Annotated in this window: 14 protein-coding genes; 7 read left to right on the top strand and 7 right to left on the bottom strand. The window is 75.3% G+C overall.

Annotated elements, in window-relative coordinates; translation table 11 throughout:
• Positions 1–16: 16 nt before the first annotated feature.
• Positions 17–2,998: an FAD-binding and (Fe-S)-binding domain-containing protein gene (locus ABTX81_RS02155; RefSeq protein ID WP_502892691.1), complete on the bottom strand. Its 2,982-nt coding sequence runs from the start codon at positions 2,996–2,998 to the stop codon at positions 17–19.
• 73 nt (positions 2,999–3,071) lie between these two features.
• On the opposite strand from ABTX81_RS02155, the gene ABTX81_RS02150 reads away from it, so the two are divergent.
• A complete protein-coding gene (locus ABTX81_RS02150; RefSeq protein WP_350541012.1) occupies positions 3,072–3,695 on the top strand; it encodes an HIT family protein in 624 nt (207 codons plus the stop codon).
• A 55-nt stretch (positions 3,696–3,750) separates the two neighbouring features.
• Positions 3,751–4,422 (top strand): hypothetical protein, encoded by a 672-nt coding sequence (locus ABTX81_RS02145; protein WP_350541011.1) that lies wholly within the window; start codon positions 3,751–3,753, stop codon positions 4,420–4,422.
• A gap of 36 nt (positions 4,423–4,458) precedes the next feature.
• On the opposite strand, the gene ABTX81_RS02140 is transcribed toward ABTX81_RS02145, so the two are convergent.
• A complete protein-coding gene (locus ABTX81_RS02140) occupies positions 4,459–5,472 on the bottom strand; it encodes a glycosyltransferase family 2 protein (RefSeq protein WP_350541010.1) in 1,014 nt (337 codons plus the stop codon).
• A 271-nt stretch (positions 5,473–5,743) separates the two neighbouring features.
• Between ABTX81_RS02140 and ABTX81_RS02135 the strand changes: the two genes are divergently transcribed.
• Positions 5,744–7,015, top strand: a complete 1,272-nt coding sequence (locus ABTX81_RS02135) for a threonine/serine exporter family protein (RefSeq protein ID WP_350541009.1) — start codon at positions 5,744–5,746, stop codon at positions 7,013–7,015.
• Between the two features lie 28 nt (positions 7,016–7,043).
• Here ABTX81_RS02135 and ABTX81_RS02130 read toward each other — a convergent pair whose 3' ends face one another.
• Positions 7,044–7,601, bottom strand: a complete 558-nt coding sequence (locus ABTX81_RS02130) for a GNAT family N-acetyltransferase (RefSeq protein WP_350541008.1) — start codon at positions 7,599–7,601, stop codon at positions 7,044–7,046.
• A gap of 160 nt (positions 7,602–7,761) precedes the next feature.
• Here ABTX81_RS02130 and ABTX81_RS02125 point away from each other — a divergent pair, with 160 nt between their 5' ends.
• Positions 7,762–8,151: a VOC family protein gene (locus tag ABTX81_RS02125; protein WP_350541007.1), complete on the top strand. Its 390-nt coding sequence runs from the start codon at positions 7,762–7,764 to the stop codon at positions 8,149–8,151.
• Between the two features lie 56 nt (positions 8,152–8,207).
• Here ABTX81_RS02125 and ABTX81_RS02120 read toward each other — a convergent pair whose 3' ends face one another.
• From ABTX81_RS02120 to ABTX81_RS02110, 3 genes are all read right to left on the bottom strand, one after another.
• Positions 8,208–8,930 (bottom strand): aggregation-promoting factor C-terminal-like domain-containing protein, encoded by a 723-nt coding sequence (locus tag ABTX81_RS02120; protein ID WP_350541006.1) that lies wholly within the window; start codon positions 8,928–8,930, stop codon positions 8,208–8,210.
• Positions 8,931–9,530: 600 nt separating this feature from the next.
• Positions 9,531–10,454, bottom strand: coding sequence for an EI24 domain-containing protein (locus ABTX81_RS02115; protein WP_350541005.1), 924 nt, complete (start codon positions 10,452–10,454; stop codon positions 9,531–9,533).
• Positions 10,455–10,619: 165 nt separating this feature from the next.
• Positions 10,620–12,071, bottom strand: coding sequence for an amino acid permease (locus ABTX81_RS02110; RefSeq protein ID WP_350541004.1), 1,452 nt, complete (start codon positions 12,069–12,071; stop codon positions 10,620–10,622).
• Between the two features lie 267 nt (positions 12,072–12,338).
• Here ABTX81_RS02110 and ABTX81_RS02105 point away from each other — a divergent pair, with 267 nt between their 5' ends.
• Positions 12,339–13,592 (top strand): metallophosphoesterase, encoded by a 1,254-nt coding sequence (locus ABTX81_RS02105; protein ID WP_350541314.1) that lies wholly within the window; start codon positions 12,339–12,341, stop codon positions 13,590–13,592.
• Between the two features lie 48 nt (positions 13,593–13,640).
• On the opposite strand, the gene ABTX81_RS02100 is transcribed toward ABTX81_RS02105, so the two are convergent.
• The gene (locus ABTX81_RS02100; protein ID WP_350541003.1) at positions 13,641–13,856 is read right to left on the bottom strand and encodes a hypothetical protein; all 216 of its coding nucleotides are present in this window, start codon (positions 13,854–13,856) and stop codon (positions 13,641–13,643) included.
• Positions 13,857–14,038: 182 nt separating this feature from the next.
• On the opposite strand from ABTX81_RS02100, the gene ku reads away from it, so the two are divergent.
• Complete coding sequence (ku, locus tag ABTX81_RS02095; RefSeq protein ID WP_350541002.1) at positions 14,039–15,049, top strand: non-homologous end joining protein Ku; 1,011 nt, start codon at positions 14,039–14,041, stop codon at positions 15,047–15,049.
• A 31-nt stretch (positions 15,050–15,080) separates the two neighbouring features.
• The gene (locus tag ABTX81_RS02090) at positions 15,081–15,365 is read left to right on the top strand and encodes a hypothetical protein (protein ID WP_350541001.1); all 285 of its coding nucleotides are present in this window, start codon (positions 15,081–15,083) and stop codon (positions 15,363–15,365) included.
• Positions 15,366–15,484: the final 119 nt, after the last annotated feature.

Raw genomic sequence — 15,484 nt, 5'->3', positions numbered from 1 at the left:
CCGGGGGCGCGTGGTGTCAGCGGGTTCGCGGATCACCGGACGGCCGCTCCCGCAGCGCCCGCCGCATCAGCTCCGCCAGGTGCAGGGCCCGGCGGCCGCCGGCCAGCTGGGCGATCTGGGTGCGGCAGCTGAAGCCGTCCGCGAGGATCACCGTCCTCGGCCCGGCGGCGCGCACCTCGGGGAGCAGGACGCGCTCGGCGATCGCCACCGACACCTCGAAGTGGCCGCGCTCGAAGCCGAAGTTGCCGGCCAGCCCGCAACACCCCGAGTCCAGCACCCGGTTGGTGACGCCCATCCGCCGCTCCACCCGGCGGTCCGCCGCGCTGCCGAGCACGGCGTGCTGGTGGCAGTGGGTCTGGGTGACGGCGTCCACCGGCAGTTGCGGAAGCGGCGCGTCGGGCGCGTACTCGTCGATGAACTCGGCGAAGGTGCGGGTCCGTTCGGCCAGCGGGCGGCCCTCGGCGCCGAGCAGGCGCGGCACCTCCTCGCGCAGTGTGGCGGTGCAGCTCGGGTCCAGCCCGACGACCGGGGTGCCGGCGGGCAGGCCGGTGGCGGCGAGCGCGGCCAGGCTGCGCCGCATCACCCGCCGGGCGCCGGGGAGTTGGCCGGTGGAGTACCAGGTGAGCCCGCAGCAGACCGGGCCGGCCGGCAGCCGGACGTCGAAGCCCAGGTGCTCCAGCACCTCGACGGCCGCGCGCAGCACCTCCGGCTGCAGGAAGTTGGCGAAGGTGTCCGGCCAGAGCAGGACGGGCGGCGCGCCGGCCGGGGCGGGGCGGGCGGCGCGGTGGCGCCGGTACCAGCGGGTGAAGGTCTCCGGCGCCAGCACCGGCAGCACCCGGCGCGGGTCGATCCCGGCGAGCCGTTTGAGCGCGCCCGAGGCGGGTGAGCGGGCGACGGTGTTGGCCAGCGCGGGCGCCAGGGCCGCGCCGCGCAGCCAGAGCGGCAGCAGCCCCATCGCGTAGTGCGCGGCGGGGCGCGGCCGGTGCCGGTAGTGCTGGTACAGGAATTCGGTGCGGTAGGTGGCCATGTCGACGTGGACCGGGCAGTCGCTCGCGCAGCCCTTGCAGCCGAGGCAGAGGTCCAGCGCCTCGCGGACCTCGGCCGAGCGCCAGCCGTCCGGGATCGCGCCCCCGGTCCGGCCGCCGCCGCGCAGCATCTCGGCGAGCAGCCGGGCGCGGCCCCGGGTGGAGTGCCGCTCCTCGCCGGTGGCCATGTAACTGGGGCACATCACCCCGGTGGTGGGATCGACGCACTTGGCGACGCCGACGCAGCGGCGCACCGCCTTGGCGAGGCTGCCGCCGTCCCGCTCGTACGGCAGGGCGAGCGGCAGCGCGCGCACCGGGCCGGTGAACCGCAGGTCGGCGTCGAGCGCGCGCGGCTCGACCAGGGTGCCCGGGTTGAGCAGCCCCTCCGGGTCCCAGATCCGCTTGAACTCCCGGAACAGGTCGATGACGTCGGGCGGGTACATGCGCGGCAGCAGTTCGGCGCGGGCCTGTCCGTCGCCGTGCTCGCCGGAGAGCGAACCCCCGTACGAGACCACCAGATCGGCCGCCTGCTCCAGGAACTCCCGGAACACCAGCACCCCGTGGGGCTGGGCGAGCGGGAAGTCGATCCGCAGGTGGACGCAGCCCTCACCGAAGTGCCCGTACGGCACGCCGCGCAGGCTGTGCCGGCGCAGCAGCGCGCGCAGCTCGCGCAGGTAGTCGCCGAGCCGCTCCGGCGGGACGGCGGAGTCCTCCCAGCCGGGCCACGCCTCGCCGCCGCCGGGCAGCCGGGTGACGATGCCGGCGCCCGCCTCCCGCACGCCCCACAGCTGGCGCTGCTCGCCCGGGTCGGTGACCACGGCGGCGGTGGCGGTGCGTTCGCGCCGGACGGCGTCGGCGAGCCGGCGGGCCGCGTCCAGCGCCTCGGCGGGGGTGGCGCCGCCGGCCTCCAGGAACAGCCAGCAGGCGCCGTCGGGCAGCCGGTCCAGGGCGGGCGGGCGCGGGCCCGCGGCGAGCAGCGCGGCGATCAGGTCGGCGGCCGTGCCCTCGACGGTGAGCGGCCCGAGCGGCAGCAGCGCGGGGACGGCGTCGGCGGCGGCCGTCTCGTCCGGGTAGCCGGCCACCACCAGGACCCGGGCCGGCGGGTCCTCGACCAGCTTGACGGTGGCGCCGAGCAGCAGCGCGCAGGTGCCCTCGGTGCCGGTGAGCGCGCGGGCCAGGTGGTGGCCGCGCTCGGGCAGCAGCGCGTCCAGCGGGTAGCCGGAGACCCGGCGCGGCAGCGCGGGCATACCCCGGCGGATGACCGCCAGGTTCCGGTCGGTGAACTCCTGGAGCCGGTGGTGGAGTTGGCCGGCCCGCCCGGGCAGGGCGGCGAGCGCGGCGCGCCCGGCGGCGTCCAGCGGGCCGCCGACGGTCAGCTCGGTGCCGTCGGCCAGCAGCAGGTCCAGCGACTCGACGTTGTCGGCGGTCCGGCCCCAGGCCACCGAGTGCGCGCCGCAGGAGTCGTTGCCGATCATGCCGCCGAGCGTGCAGCGGCTGTGCGTGGACGGGTCGGGCCCGAACCGCAGCCCGAACGGGCGGGCGGCGCGCTGCAGGTCGTCCAGGACGGCGCCCGGCTCGACCCGGGCGGTGCGGCGCTCCGGGTCCACGTCGAGCACGGCGCCGAGGTGGCGGCGGAAGTCGAACACCACCGCGCCGGGGCCGATCGCCTGCCCGCCGATGCTCGTCCCGGCGCCGCGCGCCACCACCGGCACCTCGTAGCGGCGGCAGAGCGCGAGCGCGGTGCGCACGTCGTCCGGGTCGGCGGGCTTGACCACGCCCAGCGGCAGGTGACGGTAGTTGGAGGCGTCGTGGCTGTAGACGGTGCGCTCGGCGGCGCCGAACCGGACGTCGCCGCGCAGCACGGCGGACAGCTCGCGGGCCAGGTCGGTGCCGGGGGCGGTGTCGGGGCGGCTCACGGGCGGGTCCTCCCGGGCGGTGGTGCGTCCGGACGCCGGACGGCTACTGCCGATCATCGCAGCCGCGACCGGCGGGCGGTACCGGGAAAGGGCTGGCCGGGCGCCCGGTGTGTCTGGCACTGTCGTCGCCATGATCACCGAACCCGACGACGCCCGCCGCTTCCTCGCCCACCTGCCGGTCGGCGAGCGCCTGCCGATACCCGAGGACGCCGCGCCGTCCTGGTCGATCTTCCCGTACGAGCCGTCCGAGGGCGGCGGACTGCGGGTGCGGCCGCTGGACGCCCCCGAACTGCCCGAACCGCCCCGGCACGGCGAGGCGGGCCCGGCGGAGTGCCACGAGTGCGGCCGTTCGGACGAGGACTGCGTCTGGACCGACGAGCACTGGCGGCTGCGGGCCTTCGGAGAGCCGCACGGCCTGCCCGCCGTGCTGCTGCTCTCCCCGCGCGGCCACCACGACCTGCTCGACCTCCCGCCGGCCCGGGCCGCCGAGCTCGGCCCGCTGCTCCAGCGCGTGGAGAAGGCGATCCTCGGCCTCGGCGGCATCGGCCGGGTCCATGTGAACCGCTGGGGCGACGGCGGGGCCCACCTGCACCTGTGGCTGATCGCCCGCCCCGAGGGCCAGCGCCAGCTGCTCGGCTCGACCCTGCCGCTGTGGATGGACGTTCTGCCGCCGCTGCCGGCCGGCCTCCGCGCCGACACCCTGCACCGCGTCGCCACCGCCCTCGCCGCCGACGGCGGCACCGCGCACGTCTGACGCGGCCGGCCGGCACGGCCCGGCGGCTGTCGGAGGCGTCTGCTGGAATACGGGCATGAGTGCGCACGACGTCGCCCGCCGGCTGCCGGCCGTCCCCGCCCTGCGCGACCTCTGCCGCGCGATGGCGGCGGCGGAGGCCGTGCTCGCGCCCGACGACCCGTACCGCCGGCACGGTCACGCCGCCCACGGGGCGGCGGGGTGCGAGGTGGCCTGGATGGACAACGGCGCCGGCGACTCGTACACCATCGTCTTCTCGGCGGCCGGCGCGATCGCCCGGGGCTTCGACCACGAGTCGCCGCTGAGCCCGTACGCGGGGGACGGCACGGTGTGGCCGGGTGTCCTCGACCCGGTGCCGGAGGTGCTCCGCGCGTTCCTGGAGGAGCCGGCCGACGACGCGCCCGAGGTGACGGTCTGCCTGTGGCGCGAACCCGGCGACGACCGGTGGCGCACCGGGGACGTCCGCTTCGAGGCCGTCCACGGTGACGACCCGGACGGCGCGGACCACCTGTTCGCGCTGCTGCTCGACGGCACCCCCGAGGGGTTCCGCGACTGGGCCGAGGCGTACTACGAGCGGCCGGTGGCCCTCGACGCCGTCCGCCACCTCTACGCCGGGCACCCGCTGACCGCCGAGGTGGTCGCGGCGCTCGACCCGGACGCCGACCTCGCCCGCCTGCGCCCGGACCTCGCCGCCATCGGCTACCCGGGGGCGGGCGACGACCGGCCCTGACGGCGTCCGCCCGCACACGCGGGGGCGTCCTGGGCCTCAGCGGCGGCGGGCCGCTCCGGTGAGCGTGCCGGCGGCGATGTGGGAGAGCTTGGCGACCTCGAAGGCCGGGTAGGCGCCGCCCGCCAGCAGGGAGAACTTGACGCCCTCGCGGCCGGCGGGGCGGCGGTGGCCGGGAGGCTGGAAGCGGCGGTGGTGCTCGGCCGCCCGGTGGAAGAACTGGGGGCGCTCGGCGCGGGCGACGCAGCCCGCGAGGTCGAAGACGAACAGGTAGTGCCGGATCATCCGGGTGAACAGCGCCTCCCGGACGGCGTCCGGGGCGTCCAGGACGTCCAGCAGCGCGAAGGTCCGCTCGTACTGTTCGAAGATGTCGAAGCTGCTGCTGCCCGGCGATCCGGTCGGGTGCACCGTCTCCCGGCGGCGCAGCTGCACGCAGGCGCGCGGCAGCACCGCGATCCGGCGGGCCGTCAGCATCGCCCGGTGCACCGGCGGGATCTCCTCGTACCGGCCGTCGGGGAAGGCCAGGCCCTGCTGCAACCAGTGCGCCCGGCCGATCAGGCGGTCCCAGACCAGCGCGGGCGCGCCCAGCAGCTCCGGGCGGTCCAGCGGGGCGAACACCTCCGGCCCGGCCTCGGCGAGCAGCGCCTCGGCGCCGCCGGGCCAGTCCCGCCCGCCGTGCTGCCGGGTGTGGCCGAAGAGCAGCAGGTCGACCGGCCCGGTGCGGGCCAGCCGGTCGGCGAAGGAGCGCAGCGCGTCGCGGGCGAGCAGGTGGTCGGCGTCCAGGAAGAGCAGGTACTCGCCCCGGGCGTGGGCGGCGCCCGCGTTGCGGCTGACGCCGACGCCGACCGCCGCGTCCAGGCGCAGGGCGGAGACCTGGGGGTGGCGCGCCGCGTAGCGCTCGGCGAGCTGCGCCGGGCAGTCGGGGGAGCGGTCGACGACCACCAGCGCCTCGAAGTCGCGGAAGGACTGGGCGAGCAGCGAGTCGAGGCAGTCCGCCAGCTGTTTCTGCTGGTCATAGGCGGGGATCACGACGCTGATCAGGGGTGAGGGCATGACGCGGGAGCGTAGGAGCGGCTGCGAACGGTGGCAAAGGCCTGACGGTCCGTAGACGGGGCAATCCCGGTCAAATCGTCCCCACGTGCGCCATATCTTCACCGGCTGTTCCGGGCGCGTCCACGTCATGACCCGGACCCGCCCCGACCCGCCGCCCCGACCCGCCCCGACCCGCCCCGACCCGCCCCCGACGCGCGCCGTCCCCGGCCGGCGGGCAGGCTGGAGGCGTCACCCGCGCGGGACCACGGCGGGACGCGGACGGAGGCGGGCCTTGGAAGAGCTGACGCGGCCGCCCCGGGTCGGCGAACTCACCGCCTTCCTGGCCCGGCTGACCACCGTGCTGCTGCGCAACAGCGGCGAGGGCGTCCAGGAGCTGGAGCCGGCCGTGGCGGGCGCCGCCCGGGCGCTCGGCGGCTCGGCGCGGCTGCTGGTGCTGCCGGAGGGCGCGGTGCTCACCGTCACCGCCGGCGGCGGGACCAGCACCGTGACCGTCCGGGCCTTTCCCGAGGTGTTCCGCCTCGACCAGCTGGCCGCCGTCCGGCCGCTGCTGGCCGACCTGACGGCCGGCCGGCTCACCCTGGCCGCCGCGGCCGGACGGCTCGCCGCCCTGGACGCCGCCCCGCCGCCGTACCCCCGGTGGGCGAAGGCGCTCGGGATCGTGCTGTTCTCGCTCGGCTTCGCCCCGCTGATGCAGCCCACCTGGTGGGAGGTCGGCTCCACCGCCGTGCTCGCCTCGGTGAGCGCGGCCCTCGCCCTGGCGGCGGACCGCCGGCCCCGGCTGGGCCCGGTGCTGCCGCTGGCGGCGGCCGTCCTGGTCTCGGTGATCGCGCTGCTGGTCTTCGCCCGCACCCCGGCGCACGGCGGACCGGTGCTGATCATGCTGCCCGCGCTGTTCTTCTTCGTCCCCGGCGACTACCTGAGCGCCGCCACCGCCGAACTCGCCGCCGGGTACCTCACCCCGGGCGCCGTGCGGCTGGTCTACGCGGTGTTCCTGCTGCTCCAGCTGTACGTCGGGATCCTGATCGGACTGGCCGTCACCGGTCGTGACCGGCACGCGCTGTTCGACCTGACGGAGGCCCAGGACCTGCCGCGCTGGGCGCTGTTCACCGCGTGGATCGTCTTCACCGCGGGCACCGTGCTGGCCTTCGCCATCCCCGCGCGGCTCGCCCCGGTGCTGCTGCTCCTGGTCTGGCTGACGGTGGCGGCGCAGACCCTGGCCACCTGGCTGGCCGGGGAAGTGGCCGGGACGTTCGCCGCCGCCGTCGTGCTGAGTGCGACGGTGACCCGGATCGCCGCCCGCCCGGGCGCGCCGCCGCGGCTGCTCCTGCTGCTGCCCGGCTTCTTCACCCTGACGGTCGGTTCGCTCGGCATGCGCGGCCTCACCGACCTGGCCGGCGGTCATCCGATCGGGGGGTTCCGCGACCTGGTGGAGCTGGTCACCCTGGTGACGGCGATCGCGGTCGGCCTGTTGACGGGCGAGGTGGTGGCGGCCGTCCGGCGCCGCCCTGACGGGCCGCCGTCCCTCGCGGACGGCCGCCCCTGACGGACCGCCGCCCCTGACGGACGGCCGTTCAGCGCGCGCCGGCGGCCGCCGTCCGGGCCCCGGCGGACGCGCCGACCAGCTCGCGGACGTACCAGTCGAGCGGGGAGCCCGTCGGCTCCGTCACCCGCCCGGAGTAGCGGAAACCGGCCCGTCGGGCGACGGCCGCCGAGGCGAGGTTCTCCGGGTCGACCCGGATCACACCCTCGCTCGCGCCCTCCAGCGCCGCGTACCCGCACACCAGGTGCACCGCCCTGGTCACCAGGCCCCGCCCGCGCCAGGCCGGGTAGAGGCCGTAGGCGATGTTCACCTGGCCGGGGGCGAGGCACGGCATCGCGAACCGCAGGTCGATCGTGCCCGCCAGCACCGGCTCCGGCCCGGTCCGGATCCCGAACACCCGGGCCGGCCCCCGGTACACCCACTGCGCGGTGCACCGCCGTACGTACTCCTCGGTGCCCGCCCGGGTGCTCGGGCCGCCGTTCAGCCAGCGCACCAGCAGTTCGTCCTCGCCGGCCAGGTGCGCGTCGATGTCCGCCGCCCCGAACGGTGTGAGCGTGACGACCCCGTCGGAGAGCCTCACTTGATCCATGGGTCCCACTCTCGCGTCCCGGACCGGCGCGGGGCCACCAGGATTTCGGCCAGCTCGCATCCGAAGCGCACGATGTTTTCCGTAACGGCGCTAGGAGTTTTCGTGCGGGCGCTAGGAGTAGCGGCCAGGAACTGACCTAGATCCCCGCCACACTGCTCGCATGACGACGACCTTCCGGGGCCTGGCCACCATCCGCTACCACGCCGGGGACCTCGCGGCCGCCCGCGCCTGGTACGCCGAGGTGCTGGGCGTCGAGCCGTACTTCGAGCAGCCCGACTACGTGGAGTTCCGGCTCGGCGACCACAGCCAGGAGCTGGGCATCTCCCGCACGCCGTCCGCACCGGCCGGCGTCGTGGCGTACTGGCACGTGGACGACGTGGACGCGGTCATGGCCCGGCTGCTGGAGCTGGGCGCGGCGCCGCACGAGCCGCTCCGCGACTACGGGCCGTTCCGGGCGGGCGCGGTGCGCGACCCGTTCGGCAACCTCCTCGGCGTGATGCACAACCCGCACTACCTCGACGTGCTCGCCGGACGGGCCGGGCGCGCCTGAGGAACGCCGCGAGCCCGCGGGCCGGGGGGCCTGCGGGCTCGCGGAGGGCGGGCGGCTCAGTACCAGTGGTGGGACTGCCAGAACGCCCAGGCGCCGCACGGGCTGCCGTAGCGGGAGTTCATGTAGTTCAGGCCCCACTTGATCTGGGTGGCCGGGTTGGTGCGCCAGTCGGCGCCGGCCGAGGCCATCTTGGAGCCCGGCAGCGCCTGGACCAGGCCGTAGGCGCCGGACGAGGGGTTGGTGGCGGTGACGTTCCAGCTGCTCTCGCGGGACACGATGTTGTTGAAGCACTGGAGCTGGCCGGCCGGGACGATCTGGGCGGCGATCTCGCGCGGGCTGCCGGAGTAGGCCGGCTTGCTGTTCAGCGCCGAGCGCTCCTGCGAGCGGGAGGCGGCGGCCTGGGCGTCGGCCTTGGCCTTCGCCTCCGCCTGGGCCTTCGCCTCGGCCTCGGCCTGTGCCTGCGCGGCGGCCTGGGCCTGGGCGGCGGCGTCCGCCTCGGCCTGTGCCTGCGCGGCAGCGGCGGCGGCCTGGGCGTCCGCCTGCGCCTGGGCGTCCGCCTGCGCCTGGGCGTCCGCCTGGGCCTGTGCCTGTGCCTGCGCCGCGGCGGCCTGTGCGTCCGCCGAGGTGTCGCCGGCGGCGCCGGCCACCGCGGCGGCGGGCGCCTCGGCGACGGCGGTCCCGCTGTCCGGGATGGCGAGGGCGGCGGTGGCCGCGCTCGCCACCACCAGGGTGGCGATCCCGGTGATCAGCGAGTTGCGGCGGGCATGGCTGAGCTGCATGGGGCGGACGATCCTTTTCCGTCGGGGTGCCGTCGGGGCCTCGGTGGCCGTCGGGGCGTGCCGGCCCCGGGCGGGGCGGCGGCGCGGGCGCCGGGCATCGCGCGGGGCCCGCTCGGGGGAGAGCGGCCCGCGGTGGCGTACGGGACGGCCGTGGTGCGTGCCCCGGTGCGACGGCGGGGCGGGACGGGATGCGCGGCGGAGGACCGGCCGCGCTGCCTGGCGACGGGCCATTCTTGGCAGAGCCCGGCACGGGCGGCAAAGCCGTCCACTACGACGGGCGGTAGTGGAGCGGGCACCCCGGAACGGCGAAGCGCCCGACCGATGGCGGGCGCTTCGTACAAGTTTGTCCGTTTTGGCGAATCGATGGGTGGCTGCCGGGGGGCGTCGACGAACGAACGGCCCGAACCGGCCCGTCGCCTGCGTTCTTCCGGCCCTCCGCCGCCCGGCCGCCCGGGCCGCCGGCCGCCGGACGGTCCGCCGGGGATGCCCGGAGGGGCACCGCCGGGCGGCCGGCCACTATCGGCGGCAGTAGACCGCCCGGCCCGTGTGGGAGGCCTCACACCCGGACGGGGCCGGGCCGGACGGAGGGTGACCGGGTGCTCACACGCTCCGGTGCGGATGGGGCTCCGGCGGCCGCGGCGCGGCGGCGTACGGGTTGCCCTCCACGGGACGCTGCGCGCCGTACTCCGGCAGCTCGGGGACCGCCGGCGCGTCCGGCTCCCCGTCCCCGCCCTCGTCCCCGTCCTCGTCCTCGTCCTCGTCCGGCGACGACGAGTGCGGCTCCTCCTCGACCGGCACCAGGTCACGGGCCAGCAGGGTGGCGCCGGCCACCGCGCCGGGCATGGCGACCACCGTCACCAGCGGGACCAGGAACGCCAGCACCAGCGGCACGCCGAACCCGAGGGCGAGGCCCAGCCGCCCGCGCAGCAGCCGCAGCCGCTCGCGCTGCGCCACCCCGCGCCGCTGCAGGGCGACCGAGGTCAGCTCCAGGGTGAGGAAGAAGCCGGAGACCAGGAAACCCAGCACCGGCACCACGGTCTGCCCGACCACCGGGATGAACCCGGCCGCGAACAGCAGCACGCCGAAGCCGCCGGCCCGCGCCAGCACGAAGAGGCTGTCCCGGGTCGCCACCAGCAGCTCGCGCCAGAGCGGAACGTCCGGCGGGGTCGGCGCGCCGCCCTCGCTCTCGTCGACCTTCTCGCAGAGCTCCTCGTAGAACGGCTGGCCGACCAGCAGCGTGACCGCGGTGAAGGTGAGCACCGACAGCAGCAGCCCGCCGACGAAGACCACCGCGGCGAGCGTGGTGCGCAGCAGGTCCTGCCAGAGCGAGGACCAGGAGTCGGCGAACGGGGTGGCCCACTCGGCGATGTCCCCGGCCCAGCCGCCGAGGAAGAACAGCGCCACCGCGTAACCGGCCAGCGTGATCAGCGCCGGGATCATCCCGAACGCCCACCAGCGGCCGTGCCGCCCCACCCACTTCTGGCCCTTGGCCAGGTACCCCATCCCCGCCGCAAGATCTCGCATGAGGGGAAAGAGTAGGGGTCGGCGCGTCGCCGGGTCATGTCCGCCGTGTCACGGAACCGCACCGGAGCCGGTCACGGACCGGCGCCGGACATGAGAGAACCGGGCCCGGGAGCCTCCGCAACGGCTCCCGGGCCCGGTGTCCGCGGGCGGTACTGCTCCGCCGGCTCAGGATGCCGACGACACCGCCGCGGCCCGCCGCCGGCGGCCCACCACGGCCGACGCCGTCAGCACGATGGCCGCGGCGACCAGCGACAGGTACATCTGCTTCCGACCGTCGGCGTCGGTGAACATGTACGCCACCACGAACCCGATCATGCCGATCGCGGCCCAGGTGAGGTACGGGTACAGCCACATCCGGACGGTCAGGCGCTCCGGGCACTCGCGCTCGAGGATCCGGCGCATCCGGAGCTGGGAGAAGCAGATCACGAGCCACACGAAGAGCGCCACCGCGCCGGACGAGTTCAGCAGGAAGGCGAAGACGGTGTCGGGCGAGGTGTAGTTGAAGAACACCGCCACGAAGCCGAACACCACCGAGGAGAGGATCGCCACCCGCGGCACGCCGCGCTTGGTCACCGTGGCGAAGGCCCTCGGCGCGTCGCCGCGCTGCCCGAGCGAGAAGGCCATCCGGGAGGCGGTGTACATGCCCGAGTTGAGGCAGGACAGCACGGCCGTCAGCACGATCACGTCCATCACCCGGCCGGCGCCCGGGATGCCCACGTGCTCCAGCACCGCGACGTACGGGCTGCCCTTGACGGCGGCGGAGTCCCACGGCAGCAGGGTCACCACGAGCAGGATGGAGCCGAGGTAGAAGATCCCGATCCGCCAGATGACGCTGTTGGTCGCCTTGCTGACCGCCTTCTCCGGGTCCTCGGACTCGCCGGCGGCCAGGGTGACGATCTCGCTGCCCATGAAGGCGAAGACGACGGTGAGCATGCCGGTGAACACCGCGCCCACCCCGTGCGGCAGGAAGCCGCCGTGGCCGGTCAGGTTCTCGGCGCCGACCGCGTGGGTGCCCGGCAGCAGGCCGAACACGGCCAGCGTGCCGACCACCAGGAAGGCGGCGATGGCCACCACCTTGATCCCGGCGAACCAGAACTCGAACTCGCCGTAGGAGGCGACCGAGCCCAGGTTGGTCGCGGTCAGCACGGCCATCACGATCAGTGCGAAGGCCCACTGCGGAACGCCCGGCATCCAGTTGTTGAGGATCTTCGCGCCGGCGGTGGCCTCGACGGCCAGCACCACGACCCAGAAGAACCAGTACAGCCAGCCGATGGTGAACCCGGCCCAGCGGCCGAGCGCCCGGTCCGCGTACGCGGAGAAGGAGCCGCTCTGCGGATCGGCCGCGGCCATCTCGCCGAGCATCCGCATGACCAGCACGACCAGCACACCGGCCAGCGCGTAGGAGAGCAGGATGCCGGGGCCGGTGGCGGCGATGCCCGCGCCGGAGCCGACGAACAGGCCCGCGCCGATCACGCCGCCGATGGCGATCATCGACAGGTGGCGGTTCTTGAGACCGGCCTTGAGGTGGCCGTCGCCGCCGTGGCCGTGTCCGCCGGAGGAGATCGCGGAGGATCCGGCCGGCGGGGAACCGGCCTGGGTGGTGGTGTCCGCACGCATCGTGAGGGTGCCCTGTGCCTTTCCAGCGCGGCCTGACCCTCGGCTCGAACGCCGGAGGGTGGGGGACGGATCCGCGCATTGCGGTGCAACCTAGCCGCTACCTCCGGCTATCGGAACAAGGCGCCGGCAAATGTTCGTTGAGCGGACGCAAAAGGCCAGGTCAGGGTAGGTGAAGTGGTCCCCCGAAAAGCTCAAATCTGACGCAGCGGCAGCAAGTTGGGCCCCTCTGGAGGGGTTTGTCAGGCGGCCGTCCATACTGGCCGCGTGATGATCGTCCTCGTGGTGCTCGGCGCCCTTCTCGTCCTCGCCCTGCTGGCCCTCGTCCACTGGTACCTCTGGCGCCGGCTGGTGCGCGACGTCTCGGCGCCCGGCGGCCCCTGGCGCCGGACCGGGACGGTGCTCGCCGTCGCCCTGCCGGTGCTCTCGGTCGGCGCGCTGGTCGGCGGCCGGGCGTTCCCGATATCGGTCGAACGCTGGTTCGCCTGGCCGGGCTACCTGTGGCTGGCGGTACTGCTGTACCTGCTGCTCGCGCTCGGCGTCGGCGAGCTGCTGCGGCCGCTGCTGCTGCGTCTGCCGGCCCGGCGCTCCGAGCCCGTGACGGCGGAGCCCGCCGGGGTGGTCGCGACGGCCCCTGAGGCCGCGGCGGAGGCCCCCGCCGGGGTGATTGACGAGCCGTCACCGAGGTCCGCCCCCTCGCCGGAGCGACGGTTGTTCGTCGCCCGGGCGGTCGCCATCGGCGCCTCCGGCGCGGCGGCCGCCGTGGTCGGCACGGGCGCCTACGGGGTGCTGCGCGGACCGCGGCTCAAGCAGGTCACCGTCCCGCTCGCCAAGCTGCCGGCCCGCGCCCACGGGTACCGGATCGCCGTGGTCAGCGACATCCACCTCGGCCCGATCCTCGGGCGCGCCCACACCCAGCGGATCGTGGACACCATCAACGCCGCGAAGCCCGACCTGATCACCGTCGTCGGCGACCTGGTCGACGGCACGGTGCCCGACCTCGGCCGCGACGCCGAACCGTTGGCGCAGCTGCGGGCCCGCGACGGGGCGTACTTCGTCACCGGCAACCACGAGTACTTCTCCGGCGCGGCGCCCTGGGTGGACTTCGTCCGCGAGCTGGGCGTCCACCCGCTGCAGAACGCCCGGGTGGAGCTGGGCGGCTTCGACCTCGCGGGGGTCAACGACATCGCCGGGGAACGGGAGGGCGACGGCCCGGACTTCGGCAAGGCGCTCGGCGACCGCGATCCCGCCCGCACCGCCGTCCTGCTCTCGCACCAGCCGGTCACCATCCACGACGCCGTCCGGCACGGCGTCGACCTCCAGCTCTCCGGCCACACCCACGGTGGGCAGCTCTGGCCGGGCAACTTCATCGCGGAGCTGGCCAACCCCACGGTCGCCGGGCTGGAGCGCTACGGCGACACCCAGCTCTATGTGACCCGCGGCGCCGGGGCCTGGGGGCCGCCGGTCCGGGTCGGCGCGCCGTCCGACATCACGATCGTCACACTGGCCTCGCTCCAGGCCTGAGCCCGGCGGGGCCGGCTCGGGCGCTCAGGCCCTCGGGCACCCGGACGCTCAGACCTCGGCCACCGCCAGCAGCACGATCCGCCGCGCGTCCGCCGGCCGCCCGGTGAGCCGGGCGGCCAGGATCGCCGGGATGTCGCCCTCCTGCGAGTACCCGGGCACCACCGTGACCTCGGCGTGGCGCACCCCCGCCGCGCCGGCCAGCGCGTACCGCACCCGGTACGTGGTCGCGGCCGGCGGCGGGGCCGCTCCGGTGCTCCGCCCCACGCACCCACCTCCTCCGTTCCGCCCGTTCATTGTCCGCCGGGCGGGACGCGGGCGCGCCGCCCGGCGGCATCCTGTGGCCGAACCGGGCAAACCCGGGCAGAGTGGAACCCCCGGGGCCGGGCTGCCCCGGCCGGCGCGAACCACCGCGAACCATCGGGACGGCTCCGGGAAGGAGCGACCCCATGCAGACCACCTGGAAGGGGACGATCAGCTTCGGCCTGGTCTCCATCCCCGTCCACCTGTACTCCGCCACCAAGGAGCACGACGTCCCCCTGCACCAGGTGCACGCCAGGGACGGCGGCCGGGTGCGCATGAAGCGGTACTGCGAGCGGGAGGAGAAGGAGGTCCCGTACGCGGAGATCGCCAAGGGCTACGAGTCCCCGGACGGCCGGACCGTCACCCTCACCGACGACGACCTCGCGGACCTCCCGCTGCCCAGCAAGAAGATCATCGATGTGCTGGCCTTCGTCGACGAGGGCGAGATCGACCCGCTGATGTTCTCCAAGGCCTACTACGTCGGCGTTGCCGACAAGGCCGCCGCCAAGCCCTACGCGCTGCTGCGCGACGCGCTCGTGGAGTCCGGGCAGATCGCCGTCACCAAGATCGCGCTGCGCACCCGGGAGTCGCCGGCGGTGCTGCGGGTGCACGACGGCACGCTGGTGCTGCAGACCTGCATCTGGCCCGACGAGGTCCGCCCGGCGGCCGGCATCGCGCCGGAGGAGAAGGTCACCGTGCGGCCGCAGGAGCTGAAGATGGCGCGCTCGCTGATGGAGACGCTCTCCGAGGACTTCGACCTCGACCAGCTGCACGACGACTACCAGCAGGCGCTCCAGCAGGTGATCGAGGCGCGGCTGCAGGGCGTGGAGGTCCCGCACGAGGAGGCGGGGGAGGCGGCGCCGGACAACGTCATCGACCTCATGGAGGCGCTGCGCAGCAGCCTGCGGCAGGCCAAGGACGCCCACCCGGGCCGCACCGGGGCCGGGGCCGCCGGGGAGGAGACCGCCGAGGAGGCCGGCGAGAAGCCGGCCCCGCGCAAGCGCGCCGCCGCGAAGAGGACCGCGGCGGCCGGGAAGACCAGCAGGACCACCAGGACCACCAAGTCCGCCGCGACCACCAAGTCCGCCGCGACCACCAGGTCCGCCGCGAAGAAGACCACGACCCGGAAGTCCGCCACTCCCCGGAAGGCCTCGTGACCTCCCCTGACACCCCCGGAGGCGATTCCCGATGGACCTCATCACCTACAAGGCCCTGGACACCGGCCCCGACGCGCCGGAGCACCCGAGCTGGGCGCACCGGGCCCTGCACTGGCTGTGCAGCCTCACCCCGACGGCCATCGTCTTCATGGTCGGCCTCTCGCTCGGCCTCGGCGCCGTCGCCTCCCAGGTGACCTGGCTGCCCATGCTGGTGGTCTTCAGCGTCGTCTGGGGCGCCACCCTGCTCGCCCTGGCGGGCATGTTCGTCCGCTGGCGGACATCCCTCCCGGCCCGCCACCGGATGGCGGCCGCCTGACCGTTCCGGCCGGTGTCCCCGGCCCGCGCCCCGCCCCGGGGCAACCACGCGGCGAGAGACCCCCAAAACGGGGTAGGCGAAGACCCAGGGGAACATAGCGCGAACCCCAGTGAGGGCGA

Origin of the sequence: Kitasatospora sp. NPDC097605 (assembly GCF_040302725.1) — a bacterium.
In the GTDB taxonomy this organism is placed as follows: domain Bacteria; phylum Actinomycetota; class Actinomycetes; order Streptomycetales; family Streptomycetaceae; genus Kitasatospora.
The sequence above is the reverse complement of the archived record's forward strand: the minus strand, read 5'-3'. Positions and strand labels throughout refer to the sequence as shown.